The 16,989-nt window shown below is 67.3% G+C and carries 14 protein-coding genes and 1 pseudogene; 6 read left to right on the forward strand and 9 right to left on the reverse strand.

Annotation, left to right across the window (positions count from 1 at the left end; all coding sequences use genetic code 11):
- Nucleotides 1-38 precede the first annotated feature (38 nt).
- Together ACFWO8_RS15310 and ACFWO8_RS15315 are read right to left on the reverse strand one after the other, a co-directional pair.
- The gene (locus ACFWO8_RS15310; protein WP_378950241.1) at nucleotides 39-896 is read right to left on the reverse strand and encodes a metal-dependent hydrolase; all 858 of its coding nucleotides are present in this window, start codon (nucleotides 894-896) and stop codon (nucleotides 39-41) included.
- Nucleotides 897-908: 12 nt separating this feature from the next.
- Nucleotides 909-1,967 carry a TetR family transcriptional regulator gene (locus ACFWO8_RS15315; protein WP_378950243.1) on the reverse strand — a complete coding sequence of 353 codons (1,059 nt, stop codon included), beginning with the start codon at nucleotides 1,965-1,967 and terminating at the stop codon, nucleotides 909-911.
- A gap of 100 nt (nucleotides 1,968-2,067) precedes the next feature.
- On the opposite strand from ACFWO8_RS15315, the gene ACFWO8_RS15320 reads away from it, so the two are divergent.
- Entirely contained in the window at nucleotides 2,068-2,418 is a 351-nt protein-coding gene (locus ACFWO8_RS15320; RefSeq protein ID WP_378950245.1) for a hypothetical protein, read from the forward strand.
- 65 nt (nucleotides 2,419-2,483) lie between these two features.
- On the opposite strand, the gene ACFWO8_RS15325 is transcribed toward ACFWO8_RS15320, so the two are convergent.
- Together ACFWO8_RS15325 and ACFWO8_RS15330 are read right to left on the reverse strand one after the other, a co-directional pair.
- Entirely contained in the window at nucleotides 2,484-3,479 is a 996-nt protein-coding gene (locus ACFWO8_RS15325; protein WP_378950247.1) for a hypothetical protein, read from the reverse strand.
- A 127-nt stretch (nucleotides 3,480-3,606) separates the two neighbouring features.
- Entirely contained in the window at nucleotides 3,607-5,022 is a 1,416-nt protein-coding gene (locus tag ACFWO8_RS15330) for an amino acid permease (protein WP_378950249.1), read from the reverse strand.
- Nucleotides 5,023-5,167: 145 nt separating this feature from the next.
- Here ACFWO8_RS15330 and ACFWO8_RS15335 point away from each other — a divergent pair, with 145 nt between their 5' ends.
- The gene (locus ACFWO8_RS15335; RefSeq protein WP_378950251.1) at nucleotides 5,168-6,160 is read left to right on the forward strand and encodes an LLM class flavin-dependent oxidoreductase; all 993 of its coding nucleotides are present in this window, start codon (nucleotides 5,168-5,170) and stop codon (nucleotides 6,158-6,160) included.
- A gap of 14 nt (nucleotides 6,161-6,174) precedes the next feature.
- On the opposite strand, the gene ACFWO8_RS15340 is transcribed toward ACFWO8_RS15335, so the two are convergent.
- On the reverse strand, nucleotides 6,175-7,002 hold the full coding sequence (locus ACFWO8_RS15340) for an NADPH-dependent oxidoreductase (protein WP_378950253.1): 828 nt from the start codon (nucleotides 7,000-7,002) through the stop codon (nucleotides 6,175-6,177).
- A gap of 134 nt (nucleotides 7,003-7,136) precedes the next feature.
- Here ACFWO8_RS15340 and ACFWO8_RS15345 point away from each other — a divergent pair, with 134 nt between their 5' ends.
- The gene (locus tag ACFWO8_RS15345) at nucleotides 7,137-7,715 is read left to right on the forward strand and encodes a pyridoxamine 5'-phosphate oxidase family protein (RefSeq protein WP_378950256.1); all 579 of its coding nucleotides are present in this window, start codon (nucleotides 7,137-7,139) and stop codon (nucleotides 7,713-7,715) included.
- Nucleotides 7,716-7,717: 2 nt separating this feature from the next.
- Here ACFWO8_RS15345 and ACFWO8_RS15350 read toward each other — a convergent pair whose 3' ends face one another.
- Nucleotides 7,718-8,716 (reverse strand): SMP-30/gluconolactonase/LRE family protein, encoded by a 999-nt coding sequence (locus tag ACFWO8_RS15350; RefSeq protein ID WP_378950258.1) that lies wholly within the window; start codon nucleotides 8,714-8,716, stop codon nucleotides 7,718-7,720.
- Nucleotides 8,717-9,013: 297 nt separating this feature from the next.
- Between ACFWO8_RS15350 and ACFWO8_RS15355 the strand changes: the two are divergent.
- Together ACFWO8_RS15355 and ACFWO8_RS15360 are read left to right on the forward strand one after the other, a co-directional pair.
- Nucleotides 9,014-10,420 (forward strand): annotated as a pseudogene (locus ACFWO8_RS15355) (RNA-guided endonuclease InsQ/TnpB family protein); the annotation flags it as partial.
- 71 nt (nucleotides 10,421-10,491) lie between these two features.
- Entirely contained in the window at nucleotides 10,492-11,238 is a 747-nt protein-coding gene (locus ACFWO8_RS15360; protein ID WP_378950260.1) for a M50 family metallopeptidase, read from the forward strand.
- On the opposite strand, the gene ACFWO8_RS15365 is transcribed toward ACFWO8_RS15360, so the two are convergent.
- Complete coding sequence (locus ACFWO8_RS15365; RefSeq protein ID WP_378950928.1) at nucleotides 11,229-11,711, reverse strand: gluconokinase; 483 nt, start codon at nucleotides 11,709-11,711, stop codon at nucleotides 11,229-11,231. The genes ACFWO8_RS15360 and ACFWO8_RS15365 overlap by 10 nt on opposite strands.
- A 113-nt stretch (nucleotides 11,712-11,824) precedes the next feature.
- On the reverse strand, nucleotides 11,825-13,864 hold the full coding sequence (locus ACFWO8_RS15370) for a CocE/NonD family hydrolase (protein ID WP_378950262.1): 2,040 nt from the start codon (nucleotides 13,862-13,864) through the stop codon (nucleotides 11,825-11,827).
- Between the two features lie 247 nt (nucleotides 13,865-14,111).
- Here ACFWO8_RS15370 and ACFWO8_RS15375 point away from each other — a divergent pair, with 247 nt between their 5' ends.
- The gene (locus ACFWO8_RS15375; protein ID WP_378950264.1) at nucleotides 14,112-14,915 is read left to right on the forward strand and encodes a VOC family protein; all 804 of its coding nucleotides are present in this window, start codon (nucleotides 14,112-14,114) and stop codon (nucleotides 14,913-14,915) included.
- Between the two features lie 5 nt (nucleotides 14,916-14,920).
- On the opposite strand, the gene ACFWO8_RS15380 is transcribed toward ACFWO8_RS15375, so the two are convergent.
- Nucleotides 14,921-16,915: an alkyl/aryl-sulfatase gene (locus ACFWO8_RS15380; RefSeq protein ID WP_378950931.1), complete on the reverse strand. Its 1,995-nt coding sequence runs from the start codon at nucleotides 16,913-16,915 to the stop codon at nucleotides 14,921-14,923.
- Nucleotides 16,916-16,989: the final 74 nt, after the last annotated feature.

Raw genomic sequence — 16,989 nt, forward strand, 5'->3', positions numbered from 1 at the left:
CCTACCACCACCATTCGCTACCCGCGGGTCGCTACGCGTCAGTGGAGATGGTCGGTCAGGGAGCCATCGGTGCCGAACAGTTCGGTGGTCCACCGTTCGAGGACGGCGGCGTTGTCGACATCGTCGGGATGGAATCCCGGCCGGAGGTAGTCGCGCACGCGGCGGCGGACCGACCGCGCGACGAACGGGGAATGCCGAAGCTTCGCCAGACTCTTGCCGAGCACGAGCGGGTGATAGGCCGTGCGGTCACCCAGCAGTGACACCGCGGTGTGCGCGGCGATGCCGGCACCGAACAGGGCGATGATCGCTCCCATCACGATGATTCGCCGTCGTTCGCCACCACCGACACTGCGATAGACATCGAAGGCGACGGCACGGTGTTCGGATTCCTCGACGGCGTGCCACAGCAGCATGGACCGGACCTCGGTCGAGCCCAGCAGCTGGCGGGCGCGTTCGTCGGTGAGCAGGGTTTCGGCGAGCACCGCGGTGAAATGCTCCAGTGCGACCGTCATCGCCAGGCACGTCAACGGCGAGAAGACCCGTTCGTAGGTGGCGAGGATCCGATGTGTGGTGCGGTCCTCCCATCGGGTCGGGTAGCCCATCTGCGCGAGCCGCTCGTTGAGCACGCGGTGCTCGCGACCGTGGGTCACTTCCTGTCCGACGAAACCGCGAACCTCACGCAGGAGGCCCGGATCGGTGATCTCGTCCGCGAACGTGCGCACCGAGCGGACGAAGAACTCCTCGCCTTCGGGAAACGTCGCGGACAGGTAGGCGATCAGATGGCTCGAGACCAGGTCACCGTCGACGTAGTGGCGATCCAATGATCCACTGGGATAGTCGAAGCGGATGCGACGGACTCGGGGCAGGCGTTTTCCGGCGGTCGGTTCGTGTGCCATGGGAACTCCGTTTCAGGCGTCTGCCGGTGCTGGATCGTCGGCGAGCTGGGCGCGCACCATCGTCTTGAACAGGTCGAGGACCGCCGCGGCGTCGTAGGGCTGGTGACCGGGCAGTGAATCGGCGACGGCCAGCCCTGTCATCAGCGAATACACCAGGTGCAGCGTGGTTCTCGGATCGAATTCGATGTCGGGGAACAGCGCGGCGTAGACGTGCTCGCTCGCGGCAAGGAAGTGGCGGTCCATCGCCGCGACGGCGGTAGCCAGCTCGGGATCGGTGCGGGCCGCGGTCCACAATTCGTTCCAGGCGAGAAAAGTGGGTCGCGAATACATCGCCCACAACATGTCCAGGGCACTGTCGATGGGGTCGGCGGTGGGGTCCCGACGCGCCATGGACTCCTGATACTCCTCGATCCGACGGTCGAACGCGTGGCCGACCGCCGCGGTGAGCAGTTCGGATTTGGCGGGAAAATGGTGCAGCAGGGCGCCCATCGACACCCCTGCGCGATGAGCGACCTCACTGGTCGTCGTCCCACGAAAGCCGAACTCCACCAACGCGTCGAACGCCGCGTCGAGGACGACGCGGCGCGTCTCACTCCGTCGTTCGGCCTGCGTTCGCCGGATTCGCTGTGTCGACATGACATCAGCATCGCACAATAAACCGTAAACAGACACGGTTTCTTCTAAGTTAACCCCGGCGATGCCGGGCCGCCCGATGACCGTCTCGACCGGCGGAAATGCCGCGACGGCAGCCGGATCTATCTCCGCGAGGTGGCGCAGAACTCGCACCATCGACCACCACATCGGCTCCGTGTCACCGGCCAGCGCCACGATCCCGGCGACCGAGCCGGCGGCCTCCGCCACGCGCGGCGCGATCCTGCCGCCCATGCTGTGGCCGACCAGATGGATTCGCCTCGCATCGACATCCGTCGCCGCGCTGAGGATTTCGATCGCAGCAAGGGCATGGGGAAGGTATTCCTCACGCAGGGTGAACTCCGCTGTGGCCGCGACCGTGTCGGCATGGGTGAGGGTGACCTTGTCGAAGCGCAGGACCGCGATGCCGCGGCAGGCCAATCCCCACGCGAGGTCGCGGTAGATCTGGTTCGGGCCGATCGTTCCATCACGGTCGAACGCGCCGCCACCGGACAGGAGGACGACCGCCGGGTGCGGGCCCGTGCGCGGGGCGGTCGAACGGCGCTACCGGCTGCGCCGCGAACGCGCGCGCATCGACGGCGCCGCCGTGACCCCGACGGACCAGCGCCAGATCTTCGTCGCCGCGATGGCCACGCTGCTCGCCGAATTCGACGCCTATATCACCGATGACCGCGCCGATCCGGTGGACGACCTCGTCGGTTTTCGACAGCACTCGCTGTGGCTCGACCCCGACGAACTCGCGCAGCTGATCACCGGCCTGCGCGCCGCGATCGCACCGCAGTTCGACAACGCGGCGACGCCGGGTCGGTCCGAGAATCTGCTCAGCCCGATCCTGTTTCCGCTCAACCGGGGACCCGAAGCCACCGCGTAGAAACTCCGGGATCGCCGACCGAGGTCGGGCGATCCGCCGCACCGGGCGGGTGCGGCGGATCGCGGTCAGTCCTGCTGTTTGTGAACCACATCGACCAGCTCGTCGGGAGCGAACTCGACGACGCGGCGGACGCGCGAGTTGGCTACCGGGGCGAGGTCGACGGTGATCGGACCGGTCGGGGCATAGTGGGCTATCGCGGTGATGCGGTCTTGGAGGTGGCCCCCGTCGGGGACGGGAACGCGGATGATGTCACCGACCGCAAGGGCTTCGGCGCGGAGTTGGCCGCCGGTGGCAGCCGGGTCGAGGGTGCCACACCGGGTGTGGCCGACGGTGGCGCCGAGCCCGCGTTCGGCGATGGTCCACCAGACGACCGCCTCGGGTTCCTCGGATCCGATGCGCCGGTGCCAGGACAGGATTCGGTCGCGTTCGGCTTCGGCGGCGGCGCGGGTTTCGTGCAGGGACAGCTGACGGCGAACCGGGGCGTTGCGGGGACGGGTGGTGCCCGCGGCACCGTCGACGACCAGGATCCAGCGCGCGCCGACGGCGTCGTCGCGGCGGGCGGTGACTCGTTTGGCCAGGGCGAGACCCGGGGTGGCACCGAGGCGGTCGGCGGCTTCCTCGATGCTCTCGACCAACCCCAGCGCGCGCAGCAGCTCGGCGACCGACAGTTCCGAGGTGGCCAGTTCCTGGGCGAGTGCGGGCATGGGAGTGCGTCTGCGCCAGCCGATGCGGGCGCAGTGCTCGTGCCGGGTGAACCACAGGCCGCTGCGGGAGCGGCGGTGGTGGTCGATCACTACCGCCCACCAGTCCCACTCCGGCTCGGCGACAAGGCGTGTGCGGATCCAGCGCTCCCGTTCGGCGGTCGCTACCCGTTCCTCTGGTGGCACGAAATTCCGCAGTGCGGTGCGCACCGCCGATTCGGTGCGCCCCACCGTGATCGCCGTGCGGGCGAGATCGGCACCCGCGCGCAGATCGTCGGCCAGTATCCGGTATTCCGATTCCCGCCAGGTGGTTCCGTGCTGGCGTGGCGGCCGCAGATCGCCGCTGTTCTCGTCACTCATCTCGTGTGCCCCCGTTCTCGCACCGCCCGGCCACACTCGCGTCCGGGCTGGTTGTGTGACACTTCGACGATACCGGGGGGGTATGACAGAAAACGGCTCTCTGCCAGCGGCTTTCCAGCAAACGGGGCTATCGGGTGTGCACGGCCTCGCGGCGGCCGAAGGCGTAATAGCCCGCGCATACCAGTGCCGCCCAGACCGCGCCGACGACCAGCGCGGTGCGTCCACCATCGGTCCACAGCAACAGAACCACGACCAAGCCGAGGAAACCCAGTGCGGCCCAGGTGGTTACGGGCGCACCAGGCAGCCGGTAGTCGCTACCGGGCAGTTCGCCCGCCCGCACCTTGGCGCGATACTTGCTGTGGCACACCAGAATCACGCTCCACACGACGATGATGCCGACGGTGCTCACCGAGGTGATGTAGGCGAAGGCCTTGTCCGGCGAGATCAGGTTCACCAGCACCCCGATCACCATCGCGCCCGCCGAGGCGCAGATGCCGGTGAACGGCACCGACTGCTTGCTCAGCGTCGCGAATTTCGCGGGCGCTTCGTCGCGCAGAGCCAGGCTGCGCAGCATCCGGCCGGTGGAGTAGATGCCGGAGTTGCATGAGGAAAGCGCCGCGGTGAGCAGCACGAAGTTGATGATGCCCGCCGCGGCGGGGATACCGATCTGCTCGAACACCTCGACGAACGGGCTGCGGCCCGCGTGGAAGCTGCGCCAGCTCGCCACCGACATGATCACCACGAGCGCACCGACATAGAACAGCCCGATGCGGAACGGCAGGGTGTTGATCGCCTTGCGCAGGGTGGTCTTCGGGTCGCGGGCCTCCCCCGCCGTCACACCGACCAGTTCGACACCGACATAGGCGAACACGACGATCTGCAAGACCAGCAGGGTCTGGCCGAAGCCGTGCGGGAACATCCCGCCGTCGGCCCACAGATTGGTCACCGTCGGGTCGGCGGCATGACCGAAACCGAAAACCAGGACACCGATGCCGATCAGGATCATCGCGAGGATGGCGGTGATCTTGATGGCGGAGAACCAGAACTCGCCCTCGCCGAAGAACCGCACCGAGATCAGGTTCGCGGCGAACAGCACCGCGAGCACTACCAGCGCGGTCACCCACTGCGGGATGTCGAACCAGTACTGGACGTAGTGACCGGCCACGGTGATCTCGGCCATGCAGGTGGACACCCACACCGCCCAGTACGACCAGCCGGTCGCGAAACCGGCGAAACGACCGAGGAACTCGTGCGCGTACTCGGCGAAACTGCCCGACACGGGGCGGTAGGTCAGCAGCTCGCCGAGCGCGCGCATGATGACGAAGATCGCCAGACCGGCAGCGAGGTAGGCCAGGATCAGCGACGGACCTGCCTGTTCGATCGCCGCGCCGGAGCCGTAGAACAGGCCGGTGCCGATCGCACCGCCGATGGCGATCATCTGGATGGTGCGCGGGTTCAGGCCGCGCTCGTATCCCTCCGATCCGGCCGTCTGGGCGGGCGCCTCGGCGGCATCCGTGGATAGGCCGGAGCCGTCAGCTGACATCGAACAGTCCTTCCGTCGCATCGGTCAGTCGTGCACGCTACCGCCCGGCTACCGTGGCCGGTGTCACCGCCACCGGTGCGCGGAAATACCGGCGGCCCGGCGCGGGTTGGCTTCCATAGGGGTTGATACACACTCGAGGAGGCTCATGAGCGCCGTCACGCTGTCGGTTCTGGATCTGGCACCGGTGCAGTCCGATGCGACGGCGGGTGCGGCGTTGCACGCGACGACGCGCTTCGCACAGCACGCCGAAGAGCAGGGCTTTCGCCGGTTCTGGGTGGCCGAGCATCACAACATGCCCGGCATCGCGAGTGCGGCGCCCGCGGTGGTGCTGGCGCATCTGGCCGCTTCCACCTCGCGGATCAGGGTCGGTTCGGGCGGGGTGATGCTGCCGAATCATCCGCCGCTGGTGGTCGCCGAACAGTTCGGCACCCTCGAGTCGCTGCATCCCGGACGGATCGATCTCGGGATCGGACGCGCACCCGGCACCGATCCAGTGACCGCGCGCGCACTGCGCCGCAGTGCCGAAGGGCTCGGCGGTGACGCGTTTCCCCAGGAGCTCACCGCGCTGATCGGCTTCTTCCGTGGCGCCGATCCGAACGGGATCGTGGCAAGCCCTGGACTCGGCGCGGAACCGGAGGTGTGGTTGCTCGGTTCGAGTGGCTACAGCGCACAGGTCGCCGCGGTGCTGGGTCTGCCGTTCGCGTTCGCCCACCACATCGCGCCGGACAACACCGTCGCCGCGCTGACGCTCTACCGCGACAACTTCCGGCCGTCGCAGACCCTGAGCGAGCCGTACACGATCGTGGCCGCCTCCGCGATCTGCGCCGACACCGACGCCGAGGCCGACCGCCTCGCCGCACCCCGTGATCTCGCCTTCGCCAACTTGCGCTCGGGTCGTCCGCAGGCACTGGCCACGCCGGAGCAGGCAGCGGGCTTCCCCGGCAACGACGCCGAACGCCACTTCGCCGCGCAGCGCGGGGCCGGGCAGTTGCAGGGTTCGCCGGAGACGGTACGTGCCCAGGCGGCGCAGCTGCTCGACGCCACCTCCCCCGACGAGCTCATGCTCAACACCCTCGTCTACGACCTCGACGCCCGCATCCGCTCGCTCGACCTGACGAAGAAGGCGATCGACGGCTGAGCGGTCCTGCCCGCTCAGCGCAGCCGGAATCCCCTGGCGGCCAAGGACTCCCGTAGACGGTGACGGCCGTTGAGGGATGCCGCCGAGGCCAAGCGGGCCAGGGTGCGCTCGGTCCACGAGAACGGCAGGCCCTGATCGGTGTAGATCTCGCCGATCCGCTGTTCGTACTCGGCGACCGGCGCACGCTGGGCGAGGAGGTCGTAGGTCTCGTGGTGCAGCACCGCCGCCTGCGATAGGCGCGGCTTGACCCTGGTGCCCTCCGCCGGGTCCGGGTGGCCGACAACCAGGCCGAAGACCGCGAAGACGTGATCGGGCAGATTCAGCTCGGCCGCGACCGCTTCCGGGTCGTTGCGCAGCGCGCCGATGTAGACCGTGCCCAGGCCGAGGGATTCGGCGGCCACCACCGCGTTCTGCGCGGCGAGCGCGGCGTCGACGAAACCGACGTAGCTGGATTCGAGGTAGTCGGCGCCTTCCAGCGGAGCGCCGTGATCGTCGGCGAGCTGACGTAGCCGGGCGAAGTCGGCGGTCCACACCAGTAGCACCGGCGCCTGCTCGATATGAGCCTGACCACCCGCTATCGCGGCCAGCCTGGCCCGGCGCGCCGGATCACGCACCTCGATGACGCTCCACACCTGCAGGTTCGACGAGGTGGCCGCGGATTGCGCGGCCGACACCAACAGCCGAATCGTCTCCGGCGACACGGCATCCGGGAGATAGCGGCGCACCGACTTGTGCGCGTGCAGGACCTCGAGCACCGGATTCCATTGGGCGGGAATCTCGGTGGCCTGGTCCGCGTAGCGTTGCTGGACGGGGTGGGCGGGGCTCGGTGCGGTCTGCGTCATAGGAGACATCGTCGGACACCGCGCGGTCGGCGTCTGCGGTAACCCTCACCGTGAACCGAACGGCCGTCCCAATTCGATGGGTCGATACAGTGGACGCGGGGAGCTCACCGACTGGTGGGACAAGAGAGTGTGCAATGGGCAAGGTGTTCGATCGGATCGACGACAAGCTGCGGGCATTCATCACCGAACAGCCGATGTTCTTCATCGGCACCGCTCCCTCCGTCGGCGGCCACGTCAACGTCTCCCCCAAGGGTTATCGCGATACCTTCGCCGTGATCGACGACCACACCGTCGCCTACCTGGATCTGTTCGGCAGCGGTTCGGAAACGATCGCCCACCTGCGCGACAACGGCCGGATCACCGTGATGTTCTGCTCGTTCACCCGCACCGCCCGCATCCTCCGGCTCTTCGGCGCAGGCCGCGTCGTTCGCCCCGACTCCGACGAATTCGACACGCTGCGTGAATATTTCGGCACCGGCCACACCGGCATCCGGTCGGTGGTGAAGATCTCGGTCGACCGGATCGCCGACTCGTGTGGCTGGTCGGTGCCCAAATTGGACCTCGTCGAGGAGCGCTTCATCCTCGACGAGGCCCACACCCGCCGCACCGACGCCGATTTCGCCCGGCGCATCGCCGGTGACAACGCCACCAGCATCGACGGGCTGCCCGCGCTCGAGCCGGACCATCCGGTGCCGTCCAGCGTTCGCCGCTGAGGTCAGGTCGCCGGTACCGAGGTCACCGCGATCGCGGGTTCGGACAGGCTGCCCAGGTAGAGGGTGCCGTTGTGTTCGGCCACCGCGGTGACCAACGCGTAGTCGGCGCCGTCGCGCTGCAGGTCGTGCACGATGGTGCCGTCGAAGTCGAGCGCGAGCACCCAGACCGATCGGACAGGGGCGGGTGTCAGCCGATCCGGCAGCGCGTCGACGATTCGGCGCACGATGCCGGGGAGCGGGAAGAGCTTGTCCAGCAACGGGTTACGTGGCGAGACGATGCCGACCCAGACCAGTCCGTCACTGCCGATCAGCATGTTGTCGGGTGAGCCGGGCAGGTTCTCGGCGACGTAGTCCGTGGTGCCTGCGCGCGGACCCGTCAGCCAGTATCGCGTGATCCGGTAGGACCCGGTCTCGGCGACCAGCACACAGGATCGGTCCGGGGCGAGTACCAGGCCATTGGCGAACTGGAGACCGTCGACGAGTACCTCCAGACGTCCGTCGGGATCGCGGCGGACCAGCTGTCCACTGCCGGAATGTTCCAGAATGTCGGTCATCCACTCCTCGAACGGCCACCGCCGCGACGAGATCGTGAAGTAGATCGTGCCGTCGTCGTCGCGAATCACATTGCTGGGGAACGCGATCGGGACACCGTCGAGCTCACCGACGACGACTTCCAGTTCGGCGCCCGCCTCGGCCAGGCCAAGGATGCCCCGGCCCGCGACGCAGATCAGCAGTGAGCCGTCGGCGTCGGCGTGCATGCCCAGTGGCCGGCCACCGGCGTCCGCGATCCGCTCGACCGTGCCACTCGCCGGATCGACCCGCCAGATCGCGCCGTCGTCGGTCCCGGTGACGAGCCGGCCGTCGGGCAGCACCACGACGTCCTCCGGGCCACTTCCCGGCAGCGGCAACAGCCGGGTCGGCGGCATCGGCGGATCGCTGTGGGTCTGGTGCGCACGAGCGGTGGGGCGCGGCGGAGTCCAGCGGAGAGGGCGCATCTGCATGCCCATTGCTATCACGACGGGGACCGTCACGGGGCCGGTGCGCGAATTGCACGTCCGGTACCGGCATTACCTCGAACAGCTACTCGTACAATGGATATGCCCGTAAGAGGGTGTCTGAGAGCGTGTCTGAGAACTTCGGTCATCGGAGTCCTCGGCGGTATGACACGACAGCGATCACGGCAAGGTGGACCATCCCCTATGAGGGGGCTGACGGCGTCTACACCTGTCGGCTCGCGAATCAGTGTCGGTGGCTTGTGTCACACTCGTCGATGATGAGCCGCCACACGACTCCGGTACTGCCTCGACCCCACGGTCGAGCAGTCCGACGTACTTGCCCGACATGCCGGTGCGGCTCGGTTCGCGTTCAACCAAAGCCTGCGTTTCGTGAAAACCGCACTCACCCACCGTAAAACCTGCCCAGAATATCCGGTCCCGTGGACCCGGTTCGATCTGATCAACGAGTTCAACACCTGGAAGAAGACCGAGGCCGCAGGCCGGGTATTCGCGGTTGGCGCGGACGGGGTCACCGAAGTACAGGTGACCGGGTTGGCGTGGCGTACGCAGGTGTGTCAGCAAGTTTTCGAGGAAGCCGCGGTTGACTGCGGTCGGGCCCTGGCCGCGTTCTCGGACTCCCGGACCGGCAAAAGCGCGGGTAAACGGGTCGGGTTTCCCCGATTCAAGAAGAAGGACAAAACCGTCCCGGCGTTTCGGATCCGCAACAAAAACAGCAAGGTTGGGCGGGCCGCGATCCGGATCGGCGACGACCAGATCGCTCGAGCGGTGACGTTGCCGGGGATCGGCGCGATCAGAGTGCGTGACGACACCCGCCGGTTGCGGCGGATGCTCGGCAAGCAACGGGCGAAGATCCTCTACGCCACGATCTCCTTTCGTGCACGACGCTGGTGGATCAGCCTGGCTACCGAAGCATCCGAACTGCACCCGGCACACCACCACCGGCCACGCGAACACGACGATGATGGTGGTTGGGTAGGGGTAGACCGCGGGTTGACCGCTTTCGCGGTCGCCGCATCCGCCGACGGAACCGAGGTCGCTCGCATCGACACCGCTCCCAAACCACTGGCCGCCGGACTGGATCGGCAACGACACCTGGCGAAGTCAGCGGCTCGGAAACAGAGAGGATCCCACAACCATCGGAAGGCGGTCGCCCGGCTGGCCCGCCACCATCACAGGGTCGCCAATATTCGTCGTCATTTCGCTCATCAGGTCACCAACAAGCTGGTCAAGACTCACGACCGGCTCGTTGTCGAAGACTTGAACGTGGCGGGGATGATCGGCAATCGTTGTCTGGCTCGCGCGATCAGCGATGTCGGCTGGGCTGACTTCGCTCGGCTGTTGGTCTACAAACAGGCATGGCGTGGTGGCACGGTCACCGTCGCGGATCGTTGGTATCCGTCGAGTAAACGCTGCTCGGCTTGCGGCACGGTCAACCCTGCCTTGTCGTTGTCTGATCGAGTATTCGTCTGCGGGTGTGGGTTTCGTGCCGACCGTGACCGTAACGCGGCGATCAACCTCGCCCAATGGCCGACGATGGAACAAGACTTTTCACGATCCCCGGACCCCCGAGCAGGAGGCCGGGTTACCAAAGTCCGCCGACGGGAAGGCACTGACCGACACCTTGTGGGTGTCGGTGAAACCGTCCCGGTTGACGCGGGAACCGAGGTTCACGCCACGCTTGTGGCGTGAACCGACAACGCCCGAGAAGGGCGGTGTCTGGAAACCATCGAGGTTTTCCAGACACGCTGTAAAGTGCGGCGGTGAACACCGGATCCGCCAGCTCACTGCTCGACCGTCTCCTCGCACCCCAACCCGCGCCCGCGTGGTGGCTGGTGCTCGCCACCGCCGCGGTGGCGCTGATCCTGGTCGGATACCGACCGCTGTGGCGGCTGACCAGGGCCGCGGTGACGGTGGCGCATGAGGGTGGCCACGCGTTGGTCGCGCTGCTCACCGGACGCAGGCTGCACGCGATCACCCTGCACACCGATACTTCGGGGCTGACGGTATCGAGCGGCAAACCGAGTGGCCCCGGAATGATCCTCACCGCGGCGGCCGGGTACCCGGCGCCCGCGCTGCTCGGGCTGGGCTATGCGGCGCTGCTCGGGACGGGCCGGGTCACGGTGATGCTGTGGGCGACGCTGGTGATGCTGGCCGCGGTGCTGATCAAGGTGCGCAATATGTACGGGCTGCTCACGGTGGTGGTGCTCGGTGCGCTGGTGTTCGGGGTGTCCTGGTTCGGCAGCGATCTGCTGCAGGCCGCGTTCGCGTATCTGGCGGCGTGGTTCCTGCTGGCCGCCGCGGTGCGGCCGGTCTTCGAACTACAACGGAGCCGACGCAGGCAGCCTGGTCGCTCGGATTCCGATGCGGACCAGTTGGCTCGGTTGACGCACCTACCCGCGCTGCTGTGGGTGTTGTTCTTCACCGCCGTCTGTCTGGCGGCGCTGGTCGTGGGCGCGCTGCTGATGCTCGCGCCGGTCGAAGAGCTGCATCCGCTGCTTCAGCGGTGAGCGGCGATCCAGGCGTCGACGGCCTCGGAGACGAGCGCGCTCGGCGGCTGTAGCGCGTTGAGGGTGACGCCCACTTCGTCGGATTGCAGCGGTTCGAGGGTGTCGAGCTGGGAATCCAGCAGGATCGTCGGCATGAAATGGCCGAGTCGGCCGGTCATCCGCCGCAGCAGTTCCTCGCGGGTGGCGGCCAGGTGCACGAAATAGGTCTGCGGTGCCTTCGCGCGCAGGCGGTCACGGTAGATCCGCCGCAACGCAGAGCAGGTCGCTACTCCACCGGTTTGCTGGTGTTCGGCGAGCCAGTCTGCGACGGTGTCGAGCCAGGGCAGCCGGTCCTCGTCGGTGAGCGGAATGCCCGCGGCCATCTTCTCGATATTGGCCTGCGGATGGAAGTCGTCACCTTCGGCGTACGGGACCTCGAGACGGTCGGCGGTCAGCGCGCCGACCGTCGTCTTCCCGCATCCCGACACCCCCATCACCACGATGACAGGTTCGACCACAGCGACCTCCTCGTCGAAGAGAACTCGGCACAGCATGCCTACGCATCCTGCTCGATCGAGGGTAGTCGGCGGCGATTCCCCAGGGTCGGTCAGGGAATCGGGCGGTCGGTGGGCAGGTTGACGAAACTGGGCGCCGCGGGGTCGAGGCGAACGTGCTGGGGCTCGAGGCCGCTGGCGTTCAGCATCGGCCGGAACGGTAAGGCCTTGGGCGCGTTGCCCGCGAAGACGTCGATGCGCAGCCGGTGCCCCGGTGCCAGTACCGCCTGGGTCGGGATGACGGCGATGTCGATCGCGGTGGGTGCGCCGGGTACCACCGGGAGCAGCCGGTCGACGGTGAGCGGGTTGAAAGGCGCGGTGAAGTCGCCGTTGATCGAGCGTGCGCTGCGTCGTTCGTCGACGGCCCGCATCGACGAGGTGAGCTGGCCGGTGGTGAGCACGGTCGAGGTCCCGTCGGGTGCCACATCGTTGACGGTGACGTTCCAGAATCCGTCGGTGGCGTCGTGGATCGTGTTGAGCCGCACGTTGATCGGGCCCGAGATGACCGTCTGTTCGGTCAGCGGGGCGCTGGTGAAGGTGAGGCCGTTGCGTTCGGCGATGCGGGAGTCCTTCGCGCAGGTATCGAAGGCGGCCGTCATGCCCGCCGAGCCCTGCGCCGCGTCGCGCGAGCAGACTTGATTCAAACCTGGTGCGACGGTGAGTGTTTCGGTACTGGCCGGCCCGGTGGCGCTGAGCGATCCATCGTGCAGACTGTCCTCGGTGCTGCCGCTGGGCGCGGCGGACAGGTAGACGCGGCGATGCGTGACACCGGGCTGCGGGAACTCCTGCAGCGTAACCCAGCTACCGCCTTGCTGTTTCACCGTGACGGGCCCGAATTCTTCGATGCCGCTGTCGATGTCCTTGAGCCACTTGTCGAACCAGGCCCGCTGCAGCACGTCCAGGCGCGGAGGCGCGCCGGGAACACCGGTGCCTGCACCGGGATTGGCGTGATAGGTGTCGCCGACGATGAGCTGCTTGCGTCCGGCGGGCAGCGGGATCTGTTCGTAGAGTTTGGTCGCGCTGTTGGCGAAGATGTCGTGCCAGCCGCCGTAGACAAAGGTCGGCACCGTGACGTTCTCGGGGTGGCCCATGATCGCCTCGCGGAAGTCCGAGGTGTCGTCGAGCGCGCCGTCGAGCGCGGGCGGCATGTTCGACAGCGACGGCGTGAGCAGCGACTGGGCGAGCAGGTCGAAATTGGTGGTCGGATCGGCGATGCGGTCGTTGAACCAGGTCCAGTCGAAGCTGCCGTCGACCATGGAGGCCACGTCGGGGACGAGTTTGAGCTGGTTGACCGAGTTCAGCCACAGCGGCAGGAAGGTGGTGCCCACGCCGCCACCCGGGGCGACCACGTCACGCATGAGGTCGCTGCCCGGCTCGACCGGGAAGATCGCCTGCAGCGCGGGCGGTGCGTTCTCGGCGGCACGCAACTGGTTGATGCCGGAGTAGGAGCCGCCGCTCATCCCGATGCGGCCGTTCGACCACGGCTGCGTGGCCGCCCAGTCGATCACTTCGAGGGTGTCGAGCTGTTCGCGCGTACCGAGGGTGTCCCATTTACCCTGGGACAGCCCGGTTCCGCGTACGTCGGCCACGACGACGGTGTATCCGGCTCTGACGAGTTTGCGGTCGACGCCGAGCATGGTCTGGATCATGCCGCCGTCCAGTGCCTGCATGAGGTCACCGAAACCACTGATCGGGGTGGCGGACAGGTTCAGCCTGCGCACGATGTCGACGGCGGTGGACTGCAGGCCCGGAATCGCGGCGGCCGATTCGATCAGCCCGGTCATGAGTTTCGAATAGGGGGTCAGGCTGACGATTGCCGGCAGCGGCTTCTGCTCGATCACGCCGGCGGCGTCGGCGGGGCGGTAGACGTCGGCCTTGAGCACCACGCCGTCGCTCATCGTGATCTGGACGCCGCGCTCCACCCGCACCTCGGGGTAGGCGCCCGGCCCGTCGTGCAGGGCGGTCCACTTCGCGGCCGGCGCGTCCGGGGGCTGCCCACCGGCGGGACCACCGCCGCAGCCGAGCACGACGACCACCGCGAGGATGGTCGACAGCATCCGGACCAACCCGCGTTCCGAACCTTTACTCACCATGCATCGCTCCCGACCGGTTCGTCTCCAACGTTGACCAAGCCACCGCACGATCGGCGCGGAAACTGTAACAGCGGTAACGAGCTGGTCAGGCGATCCTCGGCCCGCTCGGGCTGTCGCTGTGAACACGCGTTGTTCCAGTTCAGCGCGGCTCCGGGCTCCTCCTTCTTGTCGGTGTCCGGTGGTTGACTTGCCTCGTGCCGGTGCGATTCGGGCCGGCCTTCATCCATCGCCGAGGAGGACGTTCGACATGCCGACACGCGACGAAGCCTGGCCGCAGGGAACTCCCTGCTGGATCGACTGTCAGGTGGACGACACCACCGCCGCCCGCGATTTCTACAGCACCCTGTTCGGCTGGGAGGTCCAGGACAGTCCCGCCGAAGCCGGTGGCTATCTCATGGCCACGCTCGACGGCCGCCCTGCGGCGGGCATCGGCCCGAAACCGCAGAACATGGCGGCGATGCCGTCGGTGTGGACCACCTACTTCGCCGCGCAGCGCGCCGACGAGATCGCCGAACGCGTGAGCTCCTCGGGCGGGCAGGTGTTCATGCCACCGTTCGATGTGCTCGACGTGGGACGCATGTTCATCGCCGCCGACCCGGCAGGCGGCGTATTCGGCGTGTGGGAAGCCAAGGCGCACAACGGTTCCGGCATATTCAACCAGAACGGTGCCTATTGCTGGAACGAACTGCACACTCCTGCCTACGAGCAGGCGCACGAGTTCTACAACAAGGTGTTCGGCTGGCAGTACAACGAAATCGGCGACGGGGAGACCTTCACCTATTCCACCTTCGCACTGCCCGGTGACAGCCGCGAAGTCGGCGGCATGATGGACGCCTCAGCGCTGAGCACCCCGCCCTACTGGCTCACCTGGATCCAGGTCGACGACGCCGACGGATCCCTGGCCAGGGCCACCGAGCTGGGCGCCTCGGTGATCATGGGCCCCGACGACAGCCCGTTCGGCCGGATGGGCATCCTAGCCGCGCCGCAGGGCGAGGTGTTCGGCGTGATCGATCCGGCCAAGGCGGTAGGCGAGGTACCCACCGGGTCCTGACATCGTCACGGGGTGACGATGGCGAAGTTCGGGTCCGGCTTGTCGATCAAGCCGGGCAGCTTCGCCAGGGCGGTGACGTCGCCATCGATGGCGATGTCACCGCTCGCGACACCCTTGCGCAGGTCAGCGCCGCCGACCAGGGTGGCGATCAGAGTCCGGCGGGTGAGGGTGATCGTCGCGTCGGGCGCGGGCAGCGCGTCACCGGGGAATCGGTCGTGGTGCACGAGCACGCCGTTGCGCAGTTCCACGCGGTGAACGCGGTTGTCCTCGTCGCTGATCCGCCAGTCCGTGGCCATTCGGGCAGCCCAGGCCTTCGGACCGTCGATGCGCAACGACACCGCGTCGAACACCTGCTCCACGCTCAGCGCGGCGGCCATCGCCGCGGAGTTGGCCGTGGTCGGCGTGCCGAAGGAACCATGGCGCAGTTCGTGGGCGCCGCTGAGATAGAAGTTGCGCCAGGTGGCGTTCTCCGCACCATAGGCGAGTTGCTCGAAGGCACTGGCCTGCAAGTGCTTTGCCGTCTTGTTGGCCGGATCGGCGAAGATCACGTAGTTCACCAGTTGCACGACCCAGCGGAAGTCGGCGGCATCGTAGGCCTTCTGCGCGGTCCGCAGTGCCGCGTCGGCACCGCCCATCGCCTCGACGTGGCGTCGGGCGTTCTCCACCGGCGGGTGTTCCCACAGGTGTGCCGGGTTGCCGTCGAACCAGCCCATGTACCGCTGATACACCGCCTTGACGTTGTGGCTCACCGAGCCGTAGTACCCGTGCGTCGACCACGACGCGGTGAGCGCGGGCGGCATTCGCAGCATGTCGGCGATCTCGGCGCCGACATACCCCTGGTTCAGCAGTCGCAGCGTCTGATCATTGAGGTAGCCGTACATGTCGCGCTGCAGCGACAGGAACTCCACGATCCGATCGGTACCCCAGACCGGCCAGTGATGCGAGGAGAACACCAGATCGGACCGGCGCCCGTAGCGGTTGATCGAATCGGTGAGATATTTCGACCAGACATGCGGGTCGCGGACTAACGCGCCGCGCAGGGTCACGATGTTGTGCATGGTGTGGGTGGCGTTCTCGGCCATACACAGAATGCGCCGGTCGGGGAAGTAGAAGTTCATCTCCGAGGGCGCTTCGGTGCCCGGCGTCAGCTGGAAGACCATCCGCACACCGTCGACCGTCTCTTCCTGGTCGGTGCGGGTGACGTGCACGGTGGGCGGGATCAGGCTGATCGTGCCGACCGAAGTGGTCTGTCCCAGACCGGATCCCACCTGCCCCTTCGGGCCGCGGGGCAAGGCGGCGCCGTACATGTAGGCGGCACGACGGGCCATCGCCGTGCCCGTGTAGATGTTCTCGGCGACGGCGTGCTCCATGAACCCCGAGGGCGCGATCACCGGGCAGCGTCCGGCCGCGACGTCCTGCGGGGTGATGACGCCGTAGCTGCCGCCGAAGTGGTCGACATGGGAGTGGGAGTAGATCAGGCCGGTGACCGGCCGGTCACCGCGATGTTCGCGATAGAGCGCGAGTCCGGCGGCCGCGGTCTCCGCGGAGACCAGCGGATCGATGACGACCACGCCGGTCTCGCCTTCGATCAACGTCATGTTCGACAGGTCGAGACCACGGATCTGATAGAAGCCCGGCGCGATCTCGTAGAGGCCCTGCTTGACGGTGAGCTGGGACTGGCGCCACAGGCTCGGGTTCACCGACTGCGGACAGGACCCGGCGAGGAAGTCGTAGGAGTCGTTGTCCCACAACACTTTCCCTGACTGATCGGCCACCTTGCCAGGTTCGAGAGAGGCGATCCAGCCGCGGTCGGCATCGGCGAAGTCGGCGGTGTCGCCGAAGGGCAGCGTGTCGGCCAGCGCGCGGTTGGCATCCAGGATGGCCTCGGTCGGCTCGGTCTGGGCGCTCGACGGCGTGACTCCGCTCGGCTGGTCACCACATCCGGTGACGGTCGCGCCGACCGCGACCGCGGCGGCCGCGCCGACTCCGACACCCAGCATCCCGCGCCGCGACAGCTCGCCGCGACCCCTGTGTGCACTGTTCACCGCTACTCCTTCGTTCCACGACAGTCCGA

This window comes from Nocardia sp. NPDC058480 (assembly GCF_042720495.1).
Classification (GTDB): Bacteria; Actinomycetota; Actinomycetes; order Mycobacteriales; family Mycobacteriaceae; genus Nocardia.